Source organism: Psychromonas sp. SA13A, assembly GCF_011378715.1.
Taxonomy (GTDB): Bacteria; Pseudomonadota; Gammaproteobacteria; order Enterobacterales; family Psychromonadaceae; genus Psychromonas.
The window spans coordinates 1-18,817 of record NZ_WTKU01000033.1 but is presented as its reverse complement, the minus strand read 5'-3'; the positions used below and the strand labels follow the sequence as shown (position 1 = coordinate 18,817).

The 18,817-nt window shown below is 36.4% G+C and carries 13 protein-coding genes; 8 read left to right on the top strand and 5 right to left on the bottom strand.

What is annotated here, in order from left to right:
* Window positions 1–6 precede the first annotated feature (6 nt).
* A complete protein-coding gene (gene glyS, locus GQR44_RS18735; protein WP_166373194.1) occupies window positions 7–2,073 on the top strand; it encodes a glycine--tRNA ligase subunit beta in 2,067 nt (688 codons plus the stop codon).
* 405 nt (window positions 2,074–2,478) lie between these two features.
* Entirely contained in the window at window positions 2,479–3,732 is a 1,254-nt protein-coding gene (locus tag GQR44_RS18730) for a valine--pyruvate transaminase (protein WP_166373193.1), read from the top strand.
* Between the two features lie 166 nt (window positions 3,733–3,898).
* Here GQR44_RS18730 and GQR44_RS18725 read toward each other — a convergent pair whose 3' ends face one another.
* The 5 genes from GQR44_RS18725 to dnaA form a co-directional block, all read right to left on the bottom strand.
* Entirely contained in the window at window positions 3,899–5,746 is a 1,848-nt protein-coding gene (locus GQR44_RS18725; protein ID WP_166373192.1) for a methyl-accepting chemotaxis protein, read from the bottom strand.
* A 309-nt stretch (window positions 5,747–6,055) separates the two neighbouring features.
* The gene (gyrB, locus tag GQR44_RS18720; RefSeq protein WP_166373191.1) at window positions 6,056–8,485 is read right to left on the bottom strand and encodes a DNA topoisomerase (ATP-hydrolyzing) subunit B; all 2,430 of its coding nucleotides are present in this window, start codon (window positions 8,483–8,485) and stop codon (window positions 6,056–6,058) included.
* 7 nt (window positions 8,486–8,492) lie between these two features.
* Window positions 8,493–9,575, bottom strand: a complete 1,083-nt coding sequence (gene recF, locus GQR44_RS18715) for a DNA replication/repair protein RecF (RefSeq protein WP_166373190.1) — start codon at window positions 9,573–9,575, stop codon at window positions 8,493–8,495.
* Window positions 9,576–9,620: 45 nt separating this feature from the next.
* A complete protein-coding gene (dnaN, locus tag GQR44_RS18710; RefSeq protein WP_166373189.1) occupies window positions 9,621–10,724 on the bottom strand; it encodes a DNA polymerase III subunit beta in 1,104 nt (367 codons plus the stop codon).
* A gap of 14 nt (window positions 10,725–10,738) precedes the next feature.
* The gene (gene dnaA, locus GQR44_RS18705) at window positions 10,739–12,115 is read right to left on the bottom strand and encodes a chromosomal replication initiator protein DnaA (RefSeq protein WP_028869408.1); all 1,377 of its coding nucleotides are present in this window, start codon (window positions 12,113–12,115) and stop codon (window positions 10,739–10,741) included.
* A 516-nt stretch (window positions 12,116–12,631) separates the two neighbouring features.
* On the opposite strand from dnaA, the gene rpmH reads away from it, so the two are divergent.
* From rpmH to GQR44_RS18675, 6 genes are all read left to right on the top strand, one after another.
* Window positions 12,632–12,766, top strand: a complete 135-nt coding sequence (gene rpmH, locus GQR44_RS18700; protein WP_028869407.1) for a 50S ribosomal protein L34 — start codon at window positions 12,632–12,634, stop codon at window positions 12,764–12,766.
* A gap of 10 nt (window positions 12,767–12,776) precedes the next feature.
* Window positions 12,777–13,133, top strand: coding sequence for a ribonuclease P protein component (gene rnpA / locus GQR44_RS18695; RefSeq protein WP_028869406.1), 357 nt, complete (start codon window positions 12,777–12,779; stop codon window positions 13,131–13,133).
* On the top strand, window positions 13,100–13,363 hold the full coding sequence (gene yidD, locus GQR44_RS18690) for a membrane protein insertion efficiency factor YidD (protein ID WP_028869405.1): 264 nt from the start codon (window positions 13,100–13,102) through the stop codon (window positions 13,361–13,363). Before rnpA ends, yidD begins: the two co-directional genes overlap by 34 nt.
* 14 nt (window positions 13,364–13,377) lie before the next feature.
* Window positions 13,378–15,045, top strand: a complete 1,668-nt coding sequence (gene yidC / locus GQR44_RS18685; protein WP_166373188.1) for a membrane protein insertase YidC — start codon at window positions 13,378–13,380, stop codon at window positions 15,043–15,045.
* Window positions 15,046–15,159: 114 nt separating this feature from the next.
* On the top strand, window positions 15,160–16,527 hold the full coding sequence (mnmE, locus tag GQR44_RS18680; protein ID WP_166373187.1) for a tRNA uridine-5-carboxymethylaminomethyl(34) synthesis GTPase MnmE: 1,368 nt from the start codon (window positions 15,160–15,162) through the stop codon (window positions 16,525–16,527).
* Window positions 16,528–16,795: 268 nt separating this feature from the next.
* On the top strand, window positions 16,796–17,698 hold the full coding sequence (locus GQR44_RS18675; protein ID WP_166373186.1) for a porin: 903 nt from the start codon (window positions 16,796–16,798) through the stop codon (window positions 17,696–17,698).
* The last annotated feature ends 1,119 nt before the right edge of the window (window positions 17,699–18,817 follow it).

The following is an 18,817-nucleotide window of genomic DNA, read 5'->3' as shown; positions in this document are numbered from 1 at the left end:
AGTTTAATGTCACAAGAAAATTTATTGATTGAGTTGGGAACCGAAGAGTTACCACCAAAATCACTTCGCAAACTTGCTGAGTCATTTGCTAGCAATATCGAAGCGGAACTAAATAAAGCTGAATTAACATTTGAAAAAGTTAATTGGTTAGCATCACCAAGACGTTTAGCTGTAGTAGTCACTAATTTAGTCGCGACTCAAGCTGATAAAATCGTTGAAAAACGTGGCCCAGCAGTAAATGTAGCTTTTGATGATAATGGTGTTGCGACTAAAGCGGCCCAAGGTTGGGCACGTTCTAATGGTATTACCGTTGAAGAGGCTGAACGTTTAGTCACTGATAAAGGTGAATGGCTATTATTTAAGTCTGCGGTAAAAGGGCAACATATTAACAGCCTGATCCCTGCTATTGCGGAATCAGCATTAGCTAAATTACCGATTGCAAAACCAATGCGTTGGGGAAGTGCAAGCACGCAATTTATTCGCCCTGTACATACCGTAACTATGTTATTTGGTAGTGAATTAATTCAAGGTGAATTATTAGGTGTTGCCTCAGATCGCACTATTCGCGGACATCGTTTCATGGGTGAAGCTGAGTTAACGCTATCACATGCGGATCAATATGAATCGTTATTAGATGATTCGGGTAAAGTTATTGTTGATTATGAGCGTCGTAAAGCGATCATTCGTGAACAAGTAGAAGCGCTTGCTGCCCATGAAAATGGTGTTGCTGCAATTGATGATGAGCTATTAGAAGAAGTTACTTCTTTGGTCGAATGGCCCGTTACATTAGTTGGATCGTTTGAAGAAAAGTTCTTAGCAGTTCCTTCTGAAGCGCTTATTTACACTATGAAAGATAATCAAAAATACTTCCCAGTATTAGATAAAGAAGGTAATTTATTACCACGCTTTATCTTTGTCTCAAATATTGTAAGTCGAGATCCTAAGCAAGTTGTTTCTGGTAATGAAAAAGTAGTACGCCCTCGTTTAGCGGATGCTGAATTTTTCTTTGAAACAGATAAAAAGAAAACATTAGAAAGCCGTTTAGCATCGCTATCAACTGTATTATTCCAAAAGCAATTAGGCACGTTAAAAGAAAAATCTGAACGAATCAGTGCTGTTGCTGAAAAAATAGCAACTAGTATTCAAGCAAACCCAGAACATGCACAGCGAGCTGGTTTATTATCAAAAGCAGATTTAATGTCTGAGATGGTAATGGAATTTCCTGACGTTCAAGGTGTGATGGGCATGTACTACGCTCGTTTTGATGGTGAGCATGAAGATGTTGCCGTTGCGTTAAATGAGCAATACTTACCTCGTTTTGCTGGTGATAAACTGCCTACTTCTTTAGTTGCTTGTGCCGTTTCACTAGCAGATAAATTAGATACGCTGGTGGGTATATTTGGTATTGGTCAAGCGCCTAAGGGTGATAAAGACCCATTTGCACTTCGTCGTGCTGCTATCGGTCTATTGCGTATCATTACAGATAAAAACTTGGACTTAGATATTGTCGATTTAGTTGAAATAGCTAAAACAGAGTACGCAGATAAATTAACAAATGATAACGTCGTTAATGATGTTGTTGATTTCTTATTTGCTCGTTTCCGTGCGACTTATCAAGCAAATGGATATTCAGTTGAGTTAATTCAATCTGTATTAGAACGTCGTCCAACCAAACCTGTAGATTTTGAAAAGCGCATCAAAGCGGTTGCGAAGTTCCAAACGTTACCTGAAGCTGCTCCAATAGCTGCTGCAAATAAACGTATTAGTAACATTCTTGCTAAGGTAACCGAAGATATTAACCTTGAAGTTAGTCAAGAATTGCTCCAAGAAGACGCTGAAAAAGCACTTGTCGAAATTTTAGGCTCTCTAGAAAGCAAGCTAAGCCCTTTATTTTCAGTCGGAGACTACGAGTCAGCCTTATTTGAGTTAGCTAGCCTACAGACGCCTGTAGACGTTTTCTTCGATAATGTAATGGTAATGGCAGATGATTTAGCTGTAAAAAATAACCGTTTAGCGTTATTAAACCGTTTACGTAACTTATTTTTACAAGTTGCCGATGTGTCGGTGCTATAAATAATATTATCGATTAATACTAAAATGGTTAATCGTTGTTATAAAAAGCTCAGTTTATACTGAGCTTTTTTGTTTCACGTGAAACAATACTCGCAATATTTACAATTTTAGAAGCTATTTTACTTGTTAATATAAGCTTGAAATAGCTAAATTTTTTTAAGGCTAAAGCATATTACCTATCATTATTGGTCCTATCATTTAATATGTTAGATCGTAAACTAGACAGATTGCTTAAAACATTACTCAAATTTAATAAACTGCTTGGTTGAATAATTATTAAATTTATAATGCATCTTTATTACATTTTAAATTTAATCGTTGTTGTCTGTAATTGTTTCACATGAAACAATTGTTTTTTAAATTAATATTTTATTTTAATTCTCATTTTATATTCAGGATTTTTGCATGCCCTATTCAACATTTGGAAATAAATTTACGCAGCACTCAGGCATAACAGAGTTAATGGATGATCTAAATAAAGGCGTAAAAGGCGGTGATGATATTTTAATGCTAGGTGGTGGTAATCCAGCCGCTATTCCGGCTATCCAAAAACGATTCACTGACCTAATGCAAGACTTATTAAATGAAGGGAAGTTAGTTGATACACTCGCTAATTATGATGGACCTCAAGGAAAAGATAGTTTTATTACTGCACTGGCAGAACTGTTTAATGACTTATATGATTGGAATTTATCTTCTGAAAATATAATGTTAACTAATGGTAGTCAAAATGCATTTTTCTACTTATTCAATTTATTAGCTGGTGATTTTAGTAATGGAAAAAAACGTAAAATATTATTCCCATTAGCACCTGAATATATTGGTTATGCTGATGCTAGTGTTTCGGAAGCATCATTTGTTGCGGTTCGACCTAAAATTACGGAATTAGAAAATCAACAATTTAAATACCATGTTGATTTTGATGCGCTAGAAATATCTGATGATATTGGTGCTATTTGTGTGTCTCGCCCTACTAATCCAACTGGTAATGTTTTAACTGATGATGAAATAGATAAGTTAGATAAGCTGGCTAAACAGCATAATATTCCGCTTATTATTGATAATGCTTACGGTACACCTTTTCCTAATATTATTTTCGAGAATGTTAAACCTCATTTTAATGACAATACTATTTTATGTATGAGTTTATCTAAATTCGGTTTACCTGGTGCACGCTGCGGTATTGTAATTGCCAACCCAAGTATTATAAAGGCCATGTCCAATTTATCGGGTATTATGGCACTATCGCCTGGTGGAATTGGTCCTGAAATTGTATTGCCGTTAGTCAAAACCAAAGAAATTATTACTTTGAGTGATGATGTGATTAAACCTTTTTATCAACAAAAATCACAAATAGCGATTTCATTATTATTAAAAAAAATAACCAATAAAAATTTCAGAATTCATAAAGCTGAAGGTGCATTATTTCTTTGGCTTTGGTTTAAAGATCTACCTATTAGCTCAAACGAGCTCTATAAGAGATTAAAAGAGAAAGGTTTGATTGTTGTTTCTGGGCATTATTTTTTCCCTGGACTTGATCAGGATTGGAAGCATACACATGAATGTATTCGACTCAATTATGCACAAGAAAGTGATGTTGTTGAACGTGGTGTTGATATTTTAGCGTCGGTTGTGAATGAGTTATATCAACAGAAATGATAATAAACTTTGGATAGGTTGTTTCACGTGAAACAACCTAGAGCGACTTTTAAAGGAAAGAATTAAAATATAAACTCAAATCAATAAACTCAAATCAAGGTGAAGACCAATTCACTTAACTTTTCTTTATAAATACTCTCTTCCACTTTCCCTCTATTTCTTATTCTTAGTGTTTTAATTTTACTATCAGTGAGTTTAATACTTCACTGATTGTTTTAATGCTGGCACTTGATTGATTAATTTTTTGTAGATGTTTACTGACTTGATGAGTGTGCTTTTCAATCGTTTTCGTATTTATTGCAACCTCATTAATAGTGATTGACTGCTGCTCTGTTACGGTTGCTATAGTATTGTTATGTTCATATATACTATCAATAATATGGGAAACTGAATTTAGTTCTTCTTGTACTGATAAACTATGGTTTGCACAATCAATTGCTGCATTACTTTGTAATAACACCATCTCGTTTGCTTCAGTCGCTGTTGCTATTAAATGATCAATGATGGTTTGTATTTCTTTTGTGGAATGTGATGTTCTAATTGCTAAAGCACGCACTTCATCAGCTACTACAGCAAAGCCTCGGCCTTGCTCTCCTGCCCTAGCCGCTTCGATAGCTGCATTTAAAGCTAATAAGTTAGTTTGTTTAGATACATTATTAATCACTTCTAATACATTATTAATAGAGGCAGTGTCGGCAGTTAATTTTGTTACTACTTTACTTAACGATAAAATATTATCGGATAATTCTTGAGTTCTATTTACTTGTAACGCTAATGTTGTACTTGCCATATCAACTAATTTAACGGCTTTATTTGTTTGTTGACAAGTTTCTGCTGCACTCTCGGTAACATCAGTAAATGAATTTGATAGAGCTAAAATGGAGTACGTTACTAACTCTGTTTGCTTTTGTTGCTGTTGACCGCTCTCTGCGGCTTGTAGAGTACGTTCTTGTAATAAGTTACTCTCTATTAAGGATTGTTCTGATTGTGTCTTTAAGGCACTTGTAAGGTCCATCAAATATCTTTGTAATTGCTCGCAACGGTGAGTCACTGAAGTGAATTCTGATAGTTGACTTTTGATAGTGAAATTTTTACTGAAATTACCCGTTGTTAATGCATCAAAAAATGGTAAAAGTTGGCTAATAAAATGTAAGCTTTTGAACTGTAGCCATGCAGATATTGTTAGCATCAAAATAAATATTAGTAACGTAAATATACCAATTAATTTTACTTTTTTCGTTATTTCCTGTTTTTGTTGATCAACCACCTCTGAATATAAGGTAAAACTTCGGACTAAATTATTTAACTCCTGTGTGATTTGTTCTCGGCTAATAACGATGGCTGTTAACATTTTCGTCGTATTGGTTAGTTCTTTGGGATAACGTGTAGTTAAACTATTTAATTCGTTAATGCTTTGCTTTGTTATATCAACAGTCTCTGGTTGATCAAAACTAAACTCATCAACTTCTTCTGTTATATATAAAAGTAAACTTGGTAAAGTATCGAGCTGATCAATATTATTTTGAATCATTTTGTTTTCTGTTAGTAGCTGCTCTTTTATTTGTAGATTATTTTGTTGTATGTAGCGTTGCCTTAACAACGCTATTTTTTGTAACTGTTGACTTAAAGTTAATAATTTTTGTAGGTATCGTGTTTTAATAATCATGCTAACGTCGGATTTTTTAGTTAAAGCAATTAAATCAGATATTAGATCATGTCGTTCTACTTCGTTATTTATTAATAAAATTTCTGGATTTGCAGCCAATTTCCCTGCTGCTCTTGCCTGTTGAATCGCTTTCTGTAATTTTGTAATTAGTATAATGACTGAGTCTGATTGCCTGTTTTCAAGCCAGTTTATAGGTGTATCACGTAGTTTTTCTAGTTTAATACTTGCATCAAGTAATTTATTAGCATCACCTGAAGCAAGGTAATGTTGTAAAGAAAGTGTTACATCAGAGGCTAATTCCGATTTTATAGCATGGTAAGACTGATTGATTTGATATGGCTTATCCATCTCATGCCATGCCCATATTATAAAAGCACTGATGAGAATAAGTAATAAGGCAATACAACAAGAAATAAATTTTGTAAGTAAGTTAATTGACATTATGCGATGCTTATAAAAAAGTTAAAAGCAGAGCATACAACTTGAATATTGCAGTTATATTGCAAAAAATAACCATTTAGAGGTGTAAATGAGTTATCTAGAAAGTTTAAAGTTTATTTAGATATATTTATCAATGGCATAAAAAATCCAGCTGCTAGGCTGGATTTTATATTTTTCAATTTTAACAACCTTTATAAGTTGCTAATTATATGAAGCTTAGATATCAATATTTCCTACACGTAGTGCATTTTTCTCGATAAATGCACGACGAGGTTCAACATGGTCACCCATTAAGGTTGTAAATAATTGGTCCGCACCAACAGCATCATCAACCGTCACTTGAAGCATGTGACGCGTATTAGGGTCCATCGTTGTTTCCCATAGTTGACTTGGGTTCATCTCACCCAGACCTTTATATCGTTGAATATATAAACCACGTTTTGATTCATGCATTAACCAGTTTACTGCTTCAATAAAGTTTTCAACTGGTTTAGTACGTTCACCACGTTGAATATAAGCACCTTCTTCTAATAGGTTCTGTATTTCTACACCTAAAGCAACTAATGATTTGTATTCAATTGAGCCAAAGAACTCTTCATCAAAAGTATAAACAGTATCAACACCATGTTTACGTACAGTAAACAAAATTTTGTTGGTTAATTCGTCTTCTGACTTAACGACCTTAGCTTTATAGATGGTCCCTTCTAAATCTTGGCGGTTTAACACCTCAATAATAGTTTCCATCCATGTTGTTACTTTATCTGCATTCACTAGATCTTCAGCTTTTAATTCAGGCTGATAGATCAGTTTATCCAATACAACATTTGGGTAACGACGTGTTAAGCGAACAATCGTTTCTTGTGCAGTACGGTAACGTTCAATCATACCTTGTAAAAATAAGCCGGTGATACCAGGTGCATCAGCACTTACATGTAAAGATGCGCCTTCCATTGCGAGAGCAGTTAAGTAAGCTTGTAACGCTGGATCATCTTTTAGGTATTGCTCTTGCTTGCCTTTCTTCACTTTATAAAGCGGTGGTTGAGCAATATAAATGTATCCATTTTCGATTAACTCAGGCATTTGACGATAGAAGAACGTCAATAATAGCGTACGAATGTGAGAACCATCGACGTCGGCATCGGTCATGATGATGATACGATGATAACGGGTTTTCTCTGGGTTATATTCATCACGCCCAATACCACAACCTAATGCAGTGATTAGCGTTGCTACTTCTTGTGAAGATAACATCTTATCAAAACGTGCTTTTTCAACGTTAAGAATTTTACCCTTAAGCGGTAAAATAGCTTGGTTTTTACGAGATCGGCCTTGTTTCGCACTTCCGCCAGCCGAGTCCCCTTCCACTATGTATAGTTCAGAAAGTGCAGGGTCTTTTTCTTGACAGTCTGCCAATTTACCCGGTAAACCTGCTAGATCTAATGCGCCTTTACGACGAGTCATATCTCGTGCTTTACGAGCTGCTTCACGTGCGCGTGCGGCATCAACAATTTTACCAACGATGATTTTTGCTTCCGCAGGGTTCTCTAATAAGAACTCTTGTAAGCGTTCATTCATTGCTCCTTCAACAATTGGTCGCACTTCAGAGGAGACTAAACGGTCTTTTGTTTGTGAAGAGAATTTAGGATCTGGTACTTTAACAGAAATAACCGCTGTTAAGCCTTCACGTGAATCGCCACCTTCAGTCGATGTTTTATTTTTATTGTTTTTAACTTTTGCTAATTCTTTCTCAATGTATGAGTTTAAGGTACGTGTTAAAGCACCACGGAAACCCGTTAAGTGAGAACCACCATCGCGTTGTGGAATATTGTTGGTGAAACAGTAAATGTTTTCTTGGAAACCATCATTCCATTGCATTGCAACTTCAACCGCAGTGCCATCTTCATGTTCTGTATTAAAGTGGAATATTTTATTATGTACTGGCGTTTTGTTTTTATTTAAATATTCAACAAAAGCTTGTATGCCACCTTCGTAATGGAAATGATCTGCCTTATCTTCTTCACGTTTATCTATTAATTTGATAGATACACCAGAATTTAAGAATGATAATTCACGTAAACGTTTAGCTAAAATATCATATTGGAATTTCACATTAGAGAAGGTCGATGGGCTAGGCCAAAAACGGATCTCTGTACCGGTTTGATCGGTATCGCCAATAATTCCAATAGGGGCTTCAGGCTCACCTTTAGCGTATGTTTGTTGATGAATATTGCCACTACGTTTAACGGTTAAACGTAGTTTGTCTGATAATGCATTTACTACCGATACACCCACGCCGTGTAATCCGCCCGATACTTTATAAGAGTTATCATCGAATTTACCACCGGCGTGCAATACCGTCATAATTACTTCAGCGGCTGAAACACCTTCTTCTTCGTGCATATCAACCGGGATACCACGACCATCATCGCGCACTGATACGCTGCCGTCGGTATGGATAGTACAAATAATATCGCTACAGTGGCCTGCTAGAGCTTCATCGATTGAGTTATCTAATACCTCAAAAACCATGTGGTGTAGACCCGTACCGTCATCGGTATCACCGATATACATCCCAGGGCGTTTACGAACCGCATCTAACCCTTTTAGTACTTTAATACTTGACGAATCATAACTATTCTCAGCCATAAAACTTTCACCTTTCTACTGTAATTTTACCCTGTTTCACGTGAAACAGAGTGCGTTCTTGCGTAAATAAATCCCCAATACTCTGCGCTGAAATCGCGCTAATAAATACTTGAGCATCGGACTCTATAATATGTTTTGCTAATAGTGTTTGCTTGTTGCTGTCGAGTTCAGAACTGAAGTCATCAATTAAAAAAACACACTGCTTATTGTCGATGGAATTTAAAAATAACCCTTGTGCTAAACGTAATGCATAAACAAGTAGCTTTAACTGCCCTCTTGATAACACATCAGAAACAGGTAAGTTGTTGATTTTTAATTTTAAATCCGCCTTTTGTGGACCAACACTTGTATAACCTAATTGTTTATCTCGATGAAAATTATCGGATAAATATTGTGCTAATGGCTTATTGTTTTTGTCCCAACCACAAAAAAATTGACTTTTGATAGTAAACTCGGGCAGAAAATCTGCAATAGTTTGTACTATTAAAGGCTCTAATTTCGCAAAGTAATCGGCTCTCTGTGCGCTTATTTGCTCACTCAAGACACAAAGTTCATTATCCCATACTTGAAGCTCTTTGTAAGCGTTACATTGCTTTAAAGCGGCATTCCTTTGTTTTAAAAGTCGCTTTATGCGAGACCAGTTACTATAAAACAAAGGATCATGATAAAAAACGCCCCAATCTAAATAAGCACGGCGATTTTTAGGACTTCCTGATAATAAAGAATAGCTTTCTGGCGTGATTAATTGCATCGGAATGTATTGTGTTAGTGACGCTAACTTCTTAACTATCTGACCATCTATTTTAAGGGTAGTTTCACCGCCTCTCGACTTTTGTAAACCGATAGGAAAAACGCGCTGTTGGAAGTTGATTTCACTATAAAGCGTAAAATGAGCTTGGTCGTGTTGAATAACTCTATTAGTTAAATGAGTTCGAAAAGAACGCCCTAACCCAAGTAGATAGATAGCTTCCAGTAATGACGATTTTCCACTACCATTTTCACCAACAATTAAATTAATTTTGCAGTCAAAGGTAAGTGTAGCGGAGTCGATATTACGGAATTGGTTAATGATTAATTTCTGTAATGACATTAATCAATTCCTTGAATAAAACGTGATGGGTGCAATTGTTAATCGTTAAAGACGCATTGGCATTAATACGTATAGTGAATCATCACTATCAAGAGACTCTATTAGTGCACTGTGATCTGATGTGCTGAATGTGATTTTTACTTGTTCGCTTTTCAAGGTGTTTAATACATCCAATACATAACTTACATTAAAGCCAATTTCTAACTCTGCAGAGTGATAATCTACATCGATGTACTCTTCTGCTTCTTCTCTTTCTGGGTTATTGGCGGTAATTTTTAATAAATTTTCAGATAGCGTTAAGCGTACGCCGCGAAACTTTTCATTTGATAAAATGGCTGCGCGAGTGAAAGCTTGTTTTAACGTTTCACGACTAGAGATTAATTCCTTATCACCATTTCGTGGAATAACACGTCTGTAATCAGGAAAACGTCCATCGACTAATTTGGTGGTGAAGACAAATCCATCAATGACAGCACGTAAGTTATTTTTACCTAATTGAATGGTAACGTTAGCTTGATCTTTATCTAATAGCTTAACCAGTTCTAAGACCCCTTTTCGAGGCACAATAACGGATTGCTCTTCAATTGATTGGTCAATATTAATAGAACATGATGCTAAACGATGGCCGTCGGTAGAGACACTGCGTAAGGTATTGCCAGAGACTTCAAAAAACATACCATTCAAGTAATAACGGACATCTTGGCTAGCCATAGCAAACTGTGTGAATTCAATGAGTTTTTTAAATTCATTTTGAGGCACAGTTATTTCGATCAAACTTTGCCATGTTTCAATATTCGGAAAGTCAATTGAAGGTAAGGTTGATAGTAAATAACGGCTGCGGCCTGAGCGTACTGTTACTCGCTCATTTTTAACTTCAAAAGTAACTTCACAGGGATCGGCTAATCCGCGACAAATATCTAATAATTTACGCGCAGGTACAGTGATTGCGCCATTCTCAGATGCTAGATCTAATGGTATTTGTGCCATTAATTCTACTTCTAAGTCTGTACCCGTTAGGTTTAAAAAGTTATCTTTTACTTCAATCAGTATGTTACCCATAATCGGTAAAGCTGGACGCCCGCCCGCAACTGAGCCTACTACTAATTGTAGTGGGCGTAATAAAACTTCACGAGAGATAGTAAATTTCATCAGTTAACCTTTTCTTACATGGACAATGTGCGGATAAGTATTTTGTAGTCTTCTTGAATATCATTATTTTCACGACGCAATTCTTCTACTTTGCGGCAAGCATGTAATACCGTGGTATGGTCTCGACCGCCAAACGCTTCACCAATTTCCGGCAAACTATGCTGAGTTAACTCTTTTGCTAATGCCATCGCTATTTGGCGTGGACGAGCGACAGTACGAGTACGACGTTTTGAGGACATATCAGAAATTTTTATACGATAGTGTTCAGCTACTACTTTTTGAATGTTATCAACTGTAGTTTGTTTGGTATGAACGGCTAACATATCACGCAATGCATCTTGTACTAACGGAATAGTGATATCCTGTCCTGTAAATTGTGCTTTTGCTGAAATATTCGCAATCGCCCCTTCTAAAACACGTACATCAGTAATAGTTAATCGTTTTGCGATAAAGAAGGCGACATCGTCGGGTAAATGTAAACCACGCTCTTCCGCTTTAGTTATTAAGATAGCAACACGCGTTTCTAATTCTGGTGGATCAATTGGAATTGATAATCCCCAACCAAAACGTGTACGCAGTCGCTCATCAATTCCTTCAATTTCTTTAGGGAAACGGTCACTGGTTAAAATTACTTGCTGATGCGCATCTAACATTGAGTTAAATGTTTGAAACAACACTTCTTGAGATCGGTCTTTACCAGCGAAGAAATGAATATCATCGATTAATAGAGCATCAAGAGAGGCATAATATTCTTTAAATTGCTCAATAGTATTGTTACGAATTGAATTGATCATGTCTTGAACAAAACGTTCAGAACGAATATACACAACTTTGCTGTCAGGATTTTCTGCAACAATGGCATTACCTACGGCGTGTAATAAATGTGTTTTACCTAGACCTGGATGTGCATATAAAAATAATGGGTTATAAACATCACCTGGATTTTCTGCAATTTGTTGTGTGGTCGCGATTGCAAAATTATTTGATTTACCTTCAACGAAGTTATCAAATGTATATTTTTTAATTAAATTACTTTTATGCGCAACAGTTGGTGACTTTGATTCACCTTCCCAAGGTTGATTGGTATTTAAAACGGGGGCTGCTTTTTGTGCCGCTGGTTTATTAGCTGCAGCATTTGCTGTACCTACTAATAAACGTATCTTTATAGTTTGATTGGCATCTATAGCATGGATCAATGTTTGCAATTTAGTCTCAATGATATCCATATACTTTTCACGTACCCACTCACTGGTATATTTATTTGGTGAGTATAATGACAGTACATTATTATCATATTCTGCCTGTAGAGGACGTAACCAAGTACTAAAGTCTCCTGCTGATAGCTCATCTTTTAATTGTGCTAAACATTCTTGCCAAATAGCGAGGGACATCGTCGAACTCCAGTAGATACATTAGGGCGGATAATTCTACCGACAAGAGCGGCATTACGCCATAAGATCTGTTAACAAAAAGAAAAAAAAGATCCTTGTATTTTGCTGCATTCAATGTTTAAAGCATCCACAAGCCTATAACTAGGTAGCATATGGCATCGCGTACTTTATCCACAACAAGATAATTTAGCTATTCAGAAATAAAGCTTGACAAGATCACGGAAGATCCTTGCTAATTAGCCCTGCTTATATATAATCTTGCCACCCTAACTTTTGAGTTTGGCTCGTAGTGATAATTTATCTTCTTAGTATCAATTTCTAAGGAGTATGAATTTAATCTGCCAGAAAGAAGCATCTCTGATTGACTTTTAGTCGATCAATCAATAGAATTCGCTCTCTTTTTAATCGGCTAATGCTTTTGATTATTCTTGCCTGGTTACTTTTCGAAGTAATTAAGCTTAAATATGTTAAAAAAACTAGCTACTGTACAGTACTTAACAATAAGTGGAAAAGAGCATGAAACGTACTTTTCAACCAAGCAACATCAAGCGTAAGCGTTCACACGGTTTTAGAACTCGTATGGCGACTAAGAACGGTCGTGCCGTATTAGCTCGTCGTCGTGCTAAAGGCCGCGCTAGCTTAAGCGCATAATTTACCAGACGTGGTGAATTATTCGTTTTCTCGGGAGTTACGTTTGTTAACTCCCGAAGATTTTCAACCTGTATTTAAAAATGCTATTCCGGCAGTATCTCCACACTTAACTCTTCTTGCTAGAAAAAATACCCTAGAACATCCCCGTATTGGTATGGCTATTCCTAAAAAGCACATTAAACATGCTGTAGGACGTAATCGTATCCGTCGTATTGTAAGAGATCATTTCCGCCTTCAACAACATGAGCTTCCAAACATCGATATCGTCGTCGTTGCCAAAGCTGGTATTGCTGATTTATCAAATCAAGAACTTCATAAAGTATTGGATAAGTTATGGCGAAAATTAGTGCAGCGTTGCAATGGATAGCAATTAAATGTATTCGTGGTTATCAGTTAGTTATTAGTCCCATGATTGGACCTCGTTGTCGATTTACGCCAACTTGTTCACATTATGCGATAGAAGCAATTAAGAGTCATGGTATGATAAAAGGATGTTGGCTAGCGGCTTGTCGTCTTGTAAAATGCCATCCTTTTCATGAAGGAGGATATGATCCTGTACCTCCTTGTTGCGCTACTAAAAATAAACCTAAACCTTAGAGATAAAATACGTTATGGAATCACAACGCAATTTACTTTTCCTCGCACTCTTGTTTGTTAGCTTCTTGCTATATCAAGCATGGGTTGTTGAGCAAAACCCTCAGCCAGATGCTGCTGCGCAAACGACTGAACAAAGCACTACAACACAATCATCAGTTCCATCGACTAGTAATCATAGTGCTGATATACCAACTTCATCAGATGATACTGCTTCTGTAGAAGTACCAACACAAGCATCAACTAACGCAATTGCTGTTTTAGCTAACGATCAATTACGTTTAGAAATTACTTTAGTAGGTGGTGATGTCATTGTTGCTGATTTAATCGGTCATGATGATGAATTAGATTCAGGTGTTCCATTTCGTTTATTAGAAAATGATAATGGCTTTACCTACATCGCACAAAGCGGTCTAATTGGAAAGCAAGGTCCGGATGCAAATCCTAAAGGACGCCCTTTCTATAGTGTTGATAAGACTGAAAATGTTATCTCTGAAGGTAAAGACTCGGTTTCTACTGCACTACGTTATGTAGATCAAGCTGGTAACGTATTTATTAAAACGTTCACATTAAACCGTGGCGAATTCAATGTACACGTTGACTATACTATTGAAAATAAATCAGATAGTGAGATCAATGTTCAGTTATACGGGCAGTTAAAAGAATCGTTAGAAGAGCATTCTACGAATCTAATGATGCCGGTTTATCGTGGTGGTGCTTACTCCACAACTGATACTAAATACAGTAAATACAAATATGATGAAATGGTCGAACGTAACCTGAACAAATCAACTGAAGGTGGTTGGGTTGCGATGTTACAACACTATTTTGTTTCTGCTTGGATCCCGTCTCCAACAGACAATAATTTGTTGTACAGTAATATTATCCAAAATAAAGATGCGGCTATTGGTTTCAAATCTCCAATCAAAACTATCGCACCTAACAGCACTGAAACATTTGCTACTAACCTTTGGATAGGTCCTAAATTACAAGAAGAAATGGCACAAGTTGGTGAGAACTTAGACTTAACCGTAGATTACGGTTGGTTATGGTGGCTTGCACAACCGTTATTCAAATTGTTGTTATTCTTCCAAGGTATTGTTGGTAACTGGGGGGTGGCAATTATTTTGATCACCTTTACAGTTAAAGGCGTGTTATACCCACTGACTAAAGCACAATACACGTCAATGGCTAAAATGCGTTTACTACAACCTAAAATCCAAGCATTGCGTGATCGTTACGGTGAAGACCGTCAAAAAGTATCAAAAGCAATGATGGAAATGTATAAAGAAGAGAAAGTGAACCCATTAGGCGGTTGTTTCCCTATCTTATTACAAATGCCAATATTCATCGCTTTATACTGGTCATTAATGGAAGCGGTTGAATTACGTCATGCACCATTTATGTTCTGGATCCAAGATTTGTCAGTACAAGACCCATTCTACATACTGCCAATTCTAATGGGTGTAAGTATGTTCTTCATTCAAAAAATGTCCCCTGCTACGGTTCAAGACCCAATGCAGCAGAAAATTATGAAGTTTATGCCTGTTGTCTTTACTTTCTTCTTCTTGTGGTTCCCTGCAGGTCTAGTACTTTACTGGCTAATGAGTAACATCGTGACATTAGTACAGCAAACTATTATTTACCGTCAGTTTGAAAAGCAAGGTTTAGGACATAAAAAGTAATTTAACTATTTAGCTTTTACATAAAGCATCATAAATAATTATATTATTTAATCATTGAGAAAAGGCGACTATAATAGTCGCCTTTTTTATTGCCTTTATTTTTAGGAACAGAACATGATAAAAGCGACTGATACTATTGTTGCACAAGCAACTGCACCTGGCCGTGGCGGCGTTGGCATTGTGCGTGTTTCTGGGCCTGATGCAGAAGCGGTTGCACAGATTGTTTTAGGTAAACTACCTAAAGTACGTTACGCGGAATACTTGCCTTTTCACGATCAAAATAATGAAGTCCTAGACCAAGGTATTGCATTATTATTTAAAGGACCGAATTCATTCACTGGTGAGGATGTGCTAGAGCTTCAAGGTCATGGTGGCCCGATAGTGATGGATATGTTGATCAAAGCTATTTTAACCATTAAAAACCTTCGTAGCGCGAATCCTGGTGAGTTCTCTGAACGTGCATTTATGAATGATAAGCTAGATTTAGCGCAAGCTGAGGCTATTTCTGATTTAATTGAAGCTAGCTCAGAGCAAGCTGCTAAAAGCGCGTTACATTCACTGCAGGGTGAGTTTTCCAATAAAGTAAATGAACTTGTTGAAAGTCTGATCTATTTGCGCATTTACGTTGAAGCTTCCATTGATTTTCCTGAAGAGGAAGTTGATTTTTTAAGTGATGGAAAAATTGCTAATGATTTATACAAAATTATAGACAACCTAAGCGCAGTTAAAGAACAAGCCAAGCAAGGTGCTATTTTACGTGACGGAATGAAGGTGGTGATTGCTGGGCGACCTAATGCAGGTAAATCAAGCCTATTAAATACCTTAGTGGGCAAAGAAAGTGCGATTGTGACTGATATTGCTGGTACTACACGAGATGTGATGCGAGAGCATATTCATATCGATGGTATGCCATTACATATAATCGATACTGCTGGTTTACGTGAAGGTGCTGATGAGGTGGAACGTATCGGTATTGAACGAGCATGGACTGAAATTAATAATGCCGATCGTATTTTGTTTATGCTAGATGCCACCACTACAGACGCAGAGGATCCGCGTGAAATATGGCCTGACTTTATTGATCGTTTACCGGATAACGTAGGCTTGACCGTGGTACGTAATAAAGCCGACCTAACAGGTGAAACGCTAGTCACAACAGAGCATGATAACCACCCTGTTTACCGTATTTCGGCTAAAACAGGCTTAGGTGTCGATGATTTAAAACAACACCTTAAAGATATTATGGGCTATCAAGGTAATACTGAAGGTGGCTTTATGGCAAGACGACGCCATTTAGAAGCCATCGACCGAGCTGAGCAACATTTATTAGAAGGTAAAGTACAGCTTGAAGAATACCGAGCAGGTGAATTATTAGCGGAAGAGTTACGTTTAACACAACAACATTTAAGCGAGATCACTGGTGAATTTACTTCTGATGATTTATTAGGGCGTATTTTTTCCAGTTTCTGTATTGGTAAATAAAGGTTTAAAATCTATTTTATTAAGCCGCCTATCTGGCGGTTTTTTTATCTTCAACTCTCAACTTCTTGAGTAAGGTAAATACTCGCTACATGATTCCAAAAGGCCTAAATAATATTTAAAAGAAAATTGAACTTTTTTTAAAATCGTTAAAATTAGTAATATTTTTGTCATACAAAATCCCTAGACTGCTTCTCCGTAAACGGCACTTAGCCGTTAAACAAAAAATTATATTCCTTAGATATTATTTTAAATAAAACACGGATGAATCATGAAAAAAACATTATTAGCAACAGCAATTCTAGCAAGCGTAGTGTCAGCAACGGCAAATTCTGCAACAGTATACGACAAAGACGGTACAACGCTAAAAGTAGGTGGTCGTGCTGAAGTACGTGCTGAGTTTATTGATAATGATGAAGGCTCGATTACTGATGAAAGTCGCGCTCGCATTAACTTTGGTGGTGAAACTAAAATTTCAGAATCATTAACAGGTTTTGGTTTTATGGAATATGAGATTAAACCAGGTGAAGAAGCTAAAAACCGTTATTTATTTGCAGGTTTCGCAACTGAATTTGGTAAGTTTTCTTACGGTCGTCAAGATACTGCTAATGTACAGGTATCTGATATGACTGATATTGCTTCTTATCATTCTGGTATTCAGCAAGTATTTGATGCTTCATCGGATAAAGAGGACAATACTTTTCTTTACTCGAACAAGTTAACGGATCAATTAACGTTACAAGCTAACTATACAGCTAGTGACGTTGATGATAGTGATTCATATGCTGTCTCTGGGCTGTATGAGTTTGATTTTGGTTTAGTACTTGCTGCTTCTTATACTGATACAGAAGCAGACCAAAACCAAGCAACCTTGGGTGCTGCATATACACTAGATAATTTATATGTTGCTGTCACCTACGCGCTGGGTGATATTGATGCTGATAATGACTTCAGATCTATAGAGGCTGCTGTTCAATATAAGTTTACCAAAGAATTTCGCATGATAGGTATTATTGGGCAAGCAGAAGAAGCGGATGTAGATACAGAAGACTTTTACGCAATAGAAGCACAATACCGCTTTAATAAATCCATCCGCACTTATGTTTCCTACGCACTCAACAACCTTGATGACAGTGACGATTCATTAATCGCAGGTATTCGTTACAACTTTTAAGTACAACGAAAAATACTTTAATAAACAATCTCGACAGTGGCGAGGTTGTTTATTTTAAGGCTGATTCCAATCTGCCTATCGTGCCCATAGTGCTACTTTTTTCTCTTCGTGATCACTTTTCATTTTTGAATTCAAGTAATAAATCCAACGCCTAACGAAATACTTAAAAATCATATTTTATGACTTTATAATTTTATTTTTTTAAACTCGTTAGCCCCTCTGTTTACATTATTTCACGATTTCTCAATTTTCACAGTCTTCTTAGATTGGCAGAATAAAAGATATTACTACTCCTTTAATCTCATTCATTAACTAATCTAAGCGATCAATGAAGAGGTATAACTGGCATAATCACTCCTTATTTTTCGATTTAACCGCATAATAAAGAAACAAAAATTGATCCTATTCGCTCATTTATATTGATTTTTATAATCAAATATTCAACATCACTTAGCTTTACTCTTTTTTCCTATTATTTCTCTGTGAGACATTGACCATTGCAAGCAGGAGAAATTGCACTATTTGTTAGGTTTATTTAGCTAGTCATACAAATAATATAACGTTTAACCTGTTGATTTAAATGTATTCGTTTATTTTTCGTACGTGTAAGTCAAGGATTAATGTAAATAAAACTGCAATTATTAATTAACAAAGACGTAATATTCATCTCGCAAACGGGGAATTGATTTACAGGATGTAAACATTGAACCAACGCATTGTCAGGATGACAATTGGACCTCTCAGGATGAGAGTTTATAAAACAGGATGTTTTATAGTCACGGAAGAAAGGACACTCTAGGATAGAGTTTTTAGTATCTACTAGGATTGTGGGTATTAAGTCAAGATGACAAAGAAGGACACCTCCTAAGGAAAGGGAGATGATGGATAAACAGGATGTTATCTAATACGGATGTTACAAGGACGAGCCCAAAGGAGTTGGGAAGTGGACGCCTAGTATGGCATGGTCAAAGGGATGTAACGCATGGAGCATCAACTATCACGGATTCGATAGAGAGACTAAATTAAGGGCAGCTTCGGCTGCCCTTTCCTTTTTCTGGTTTTTAATTCACGCCAACTGGCTTTTCAAGCTACCTTCTAATAATTCATACTTAAACTTAA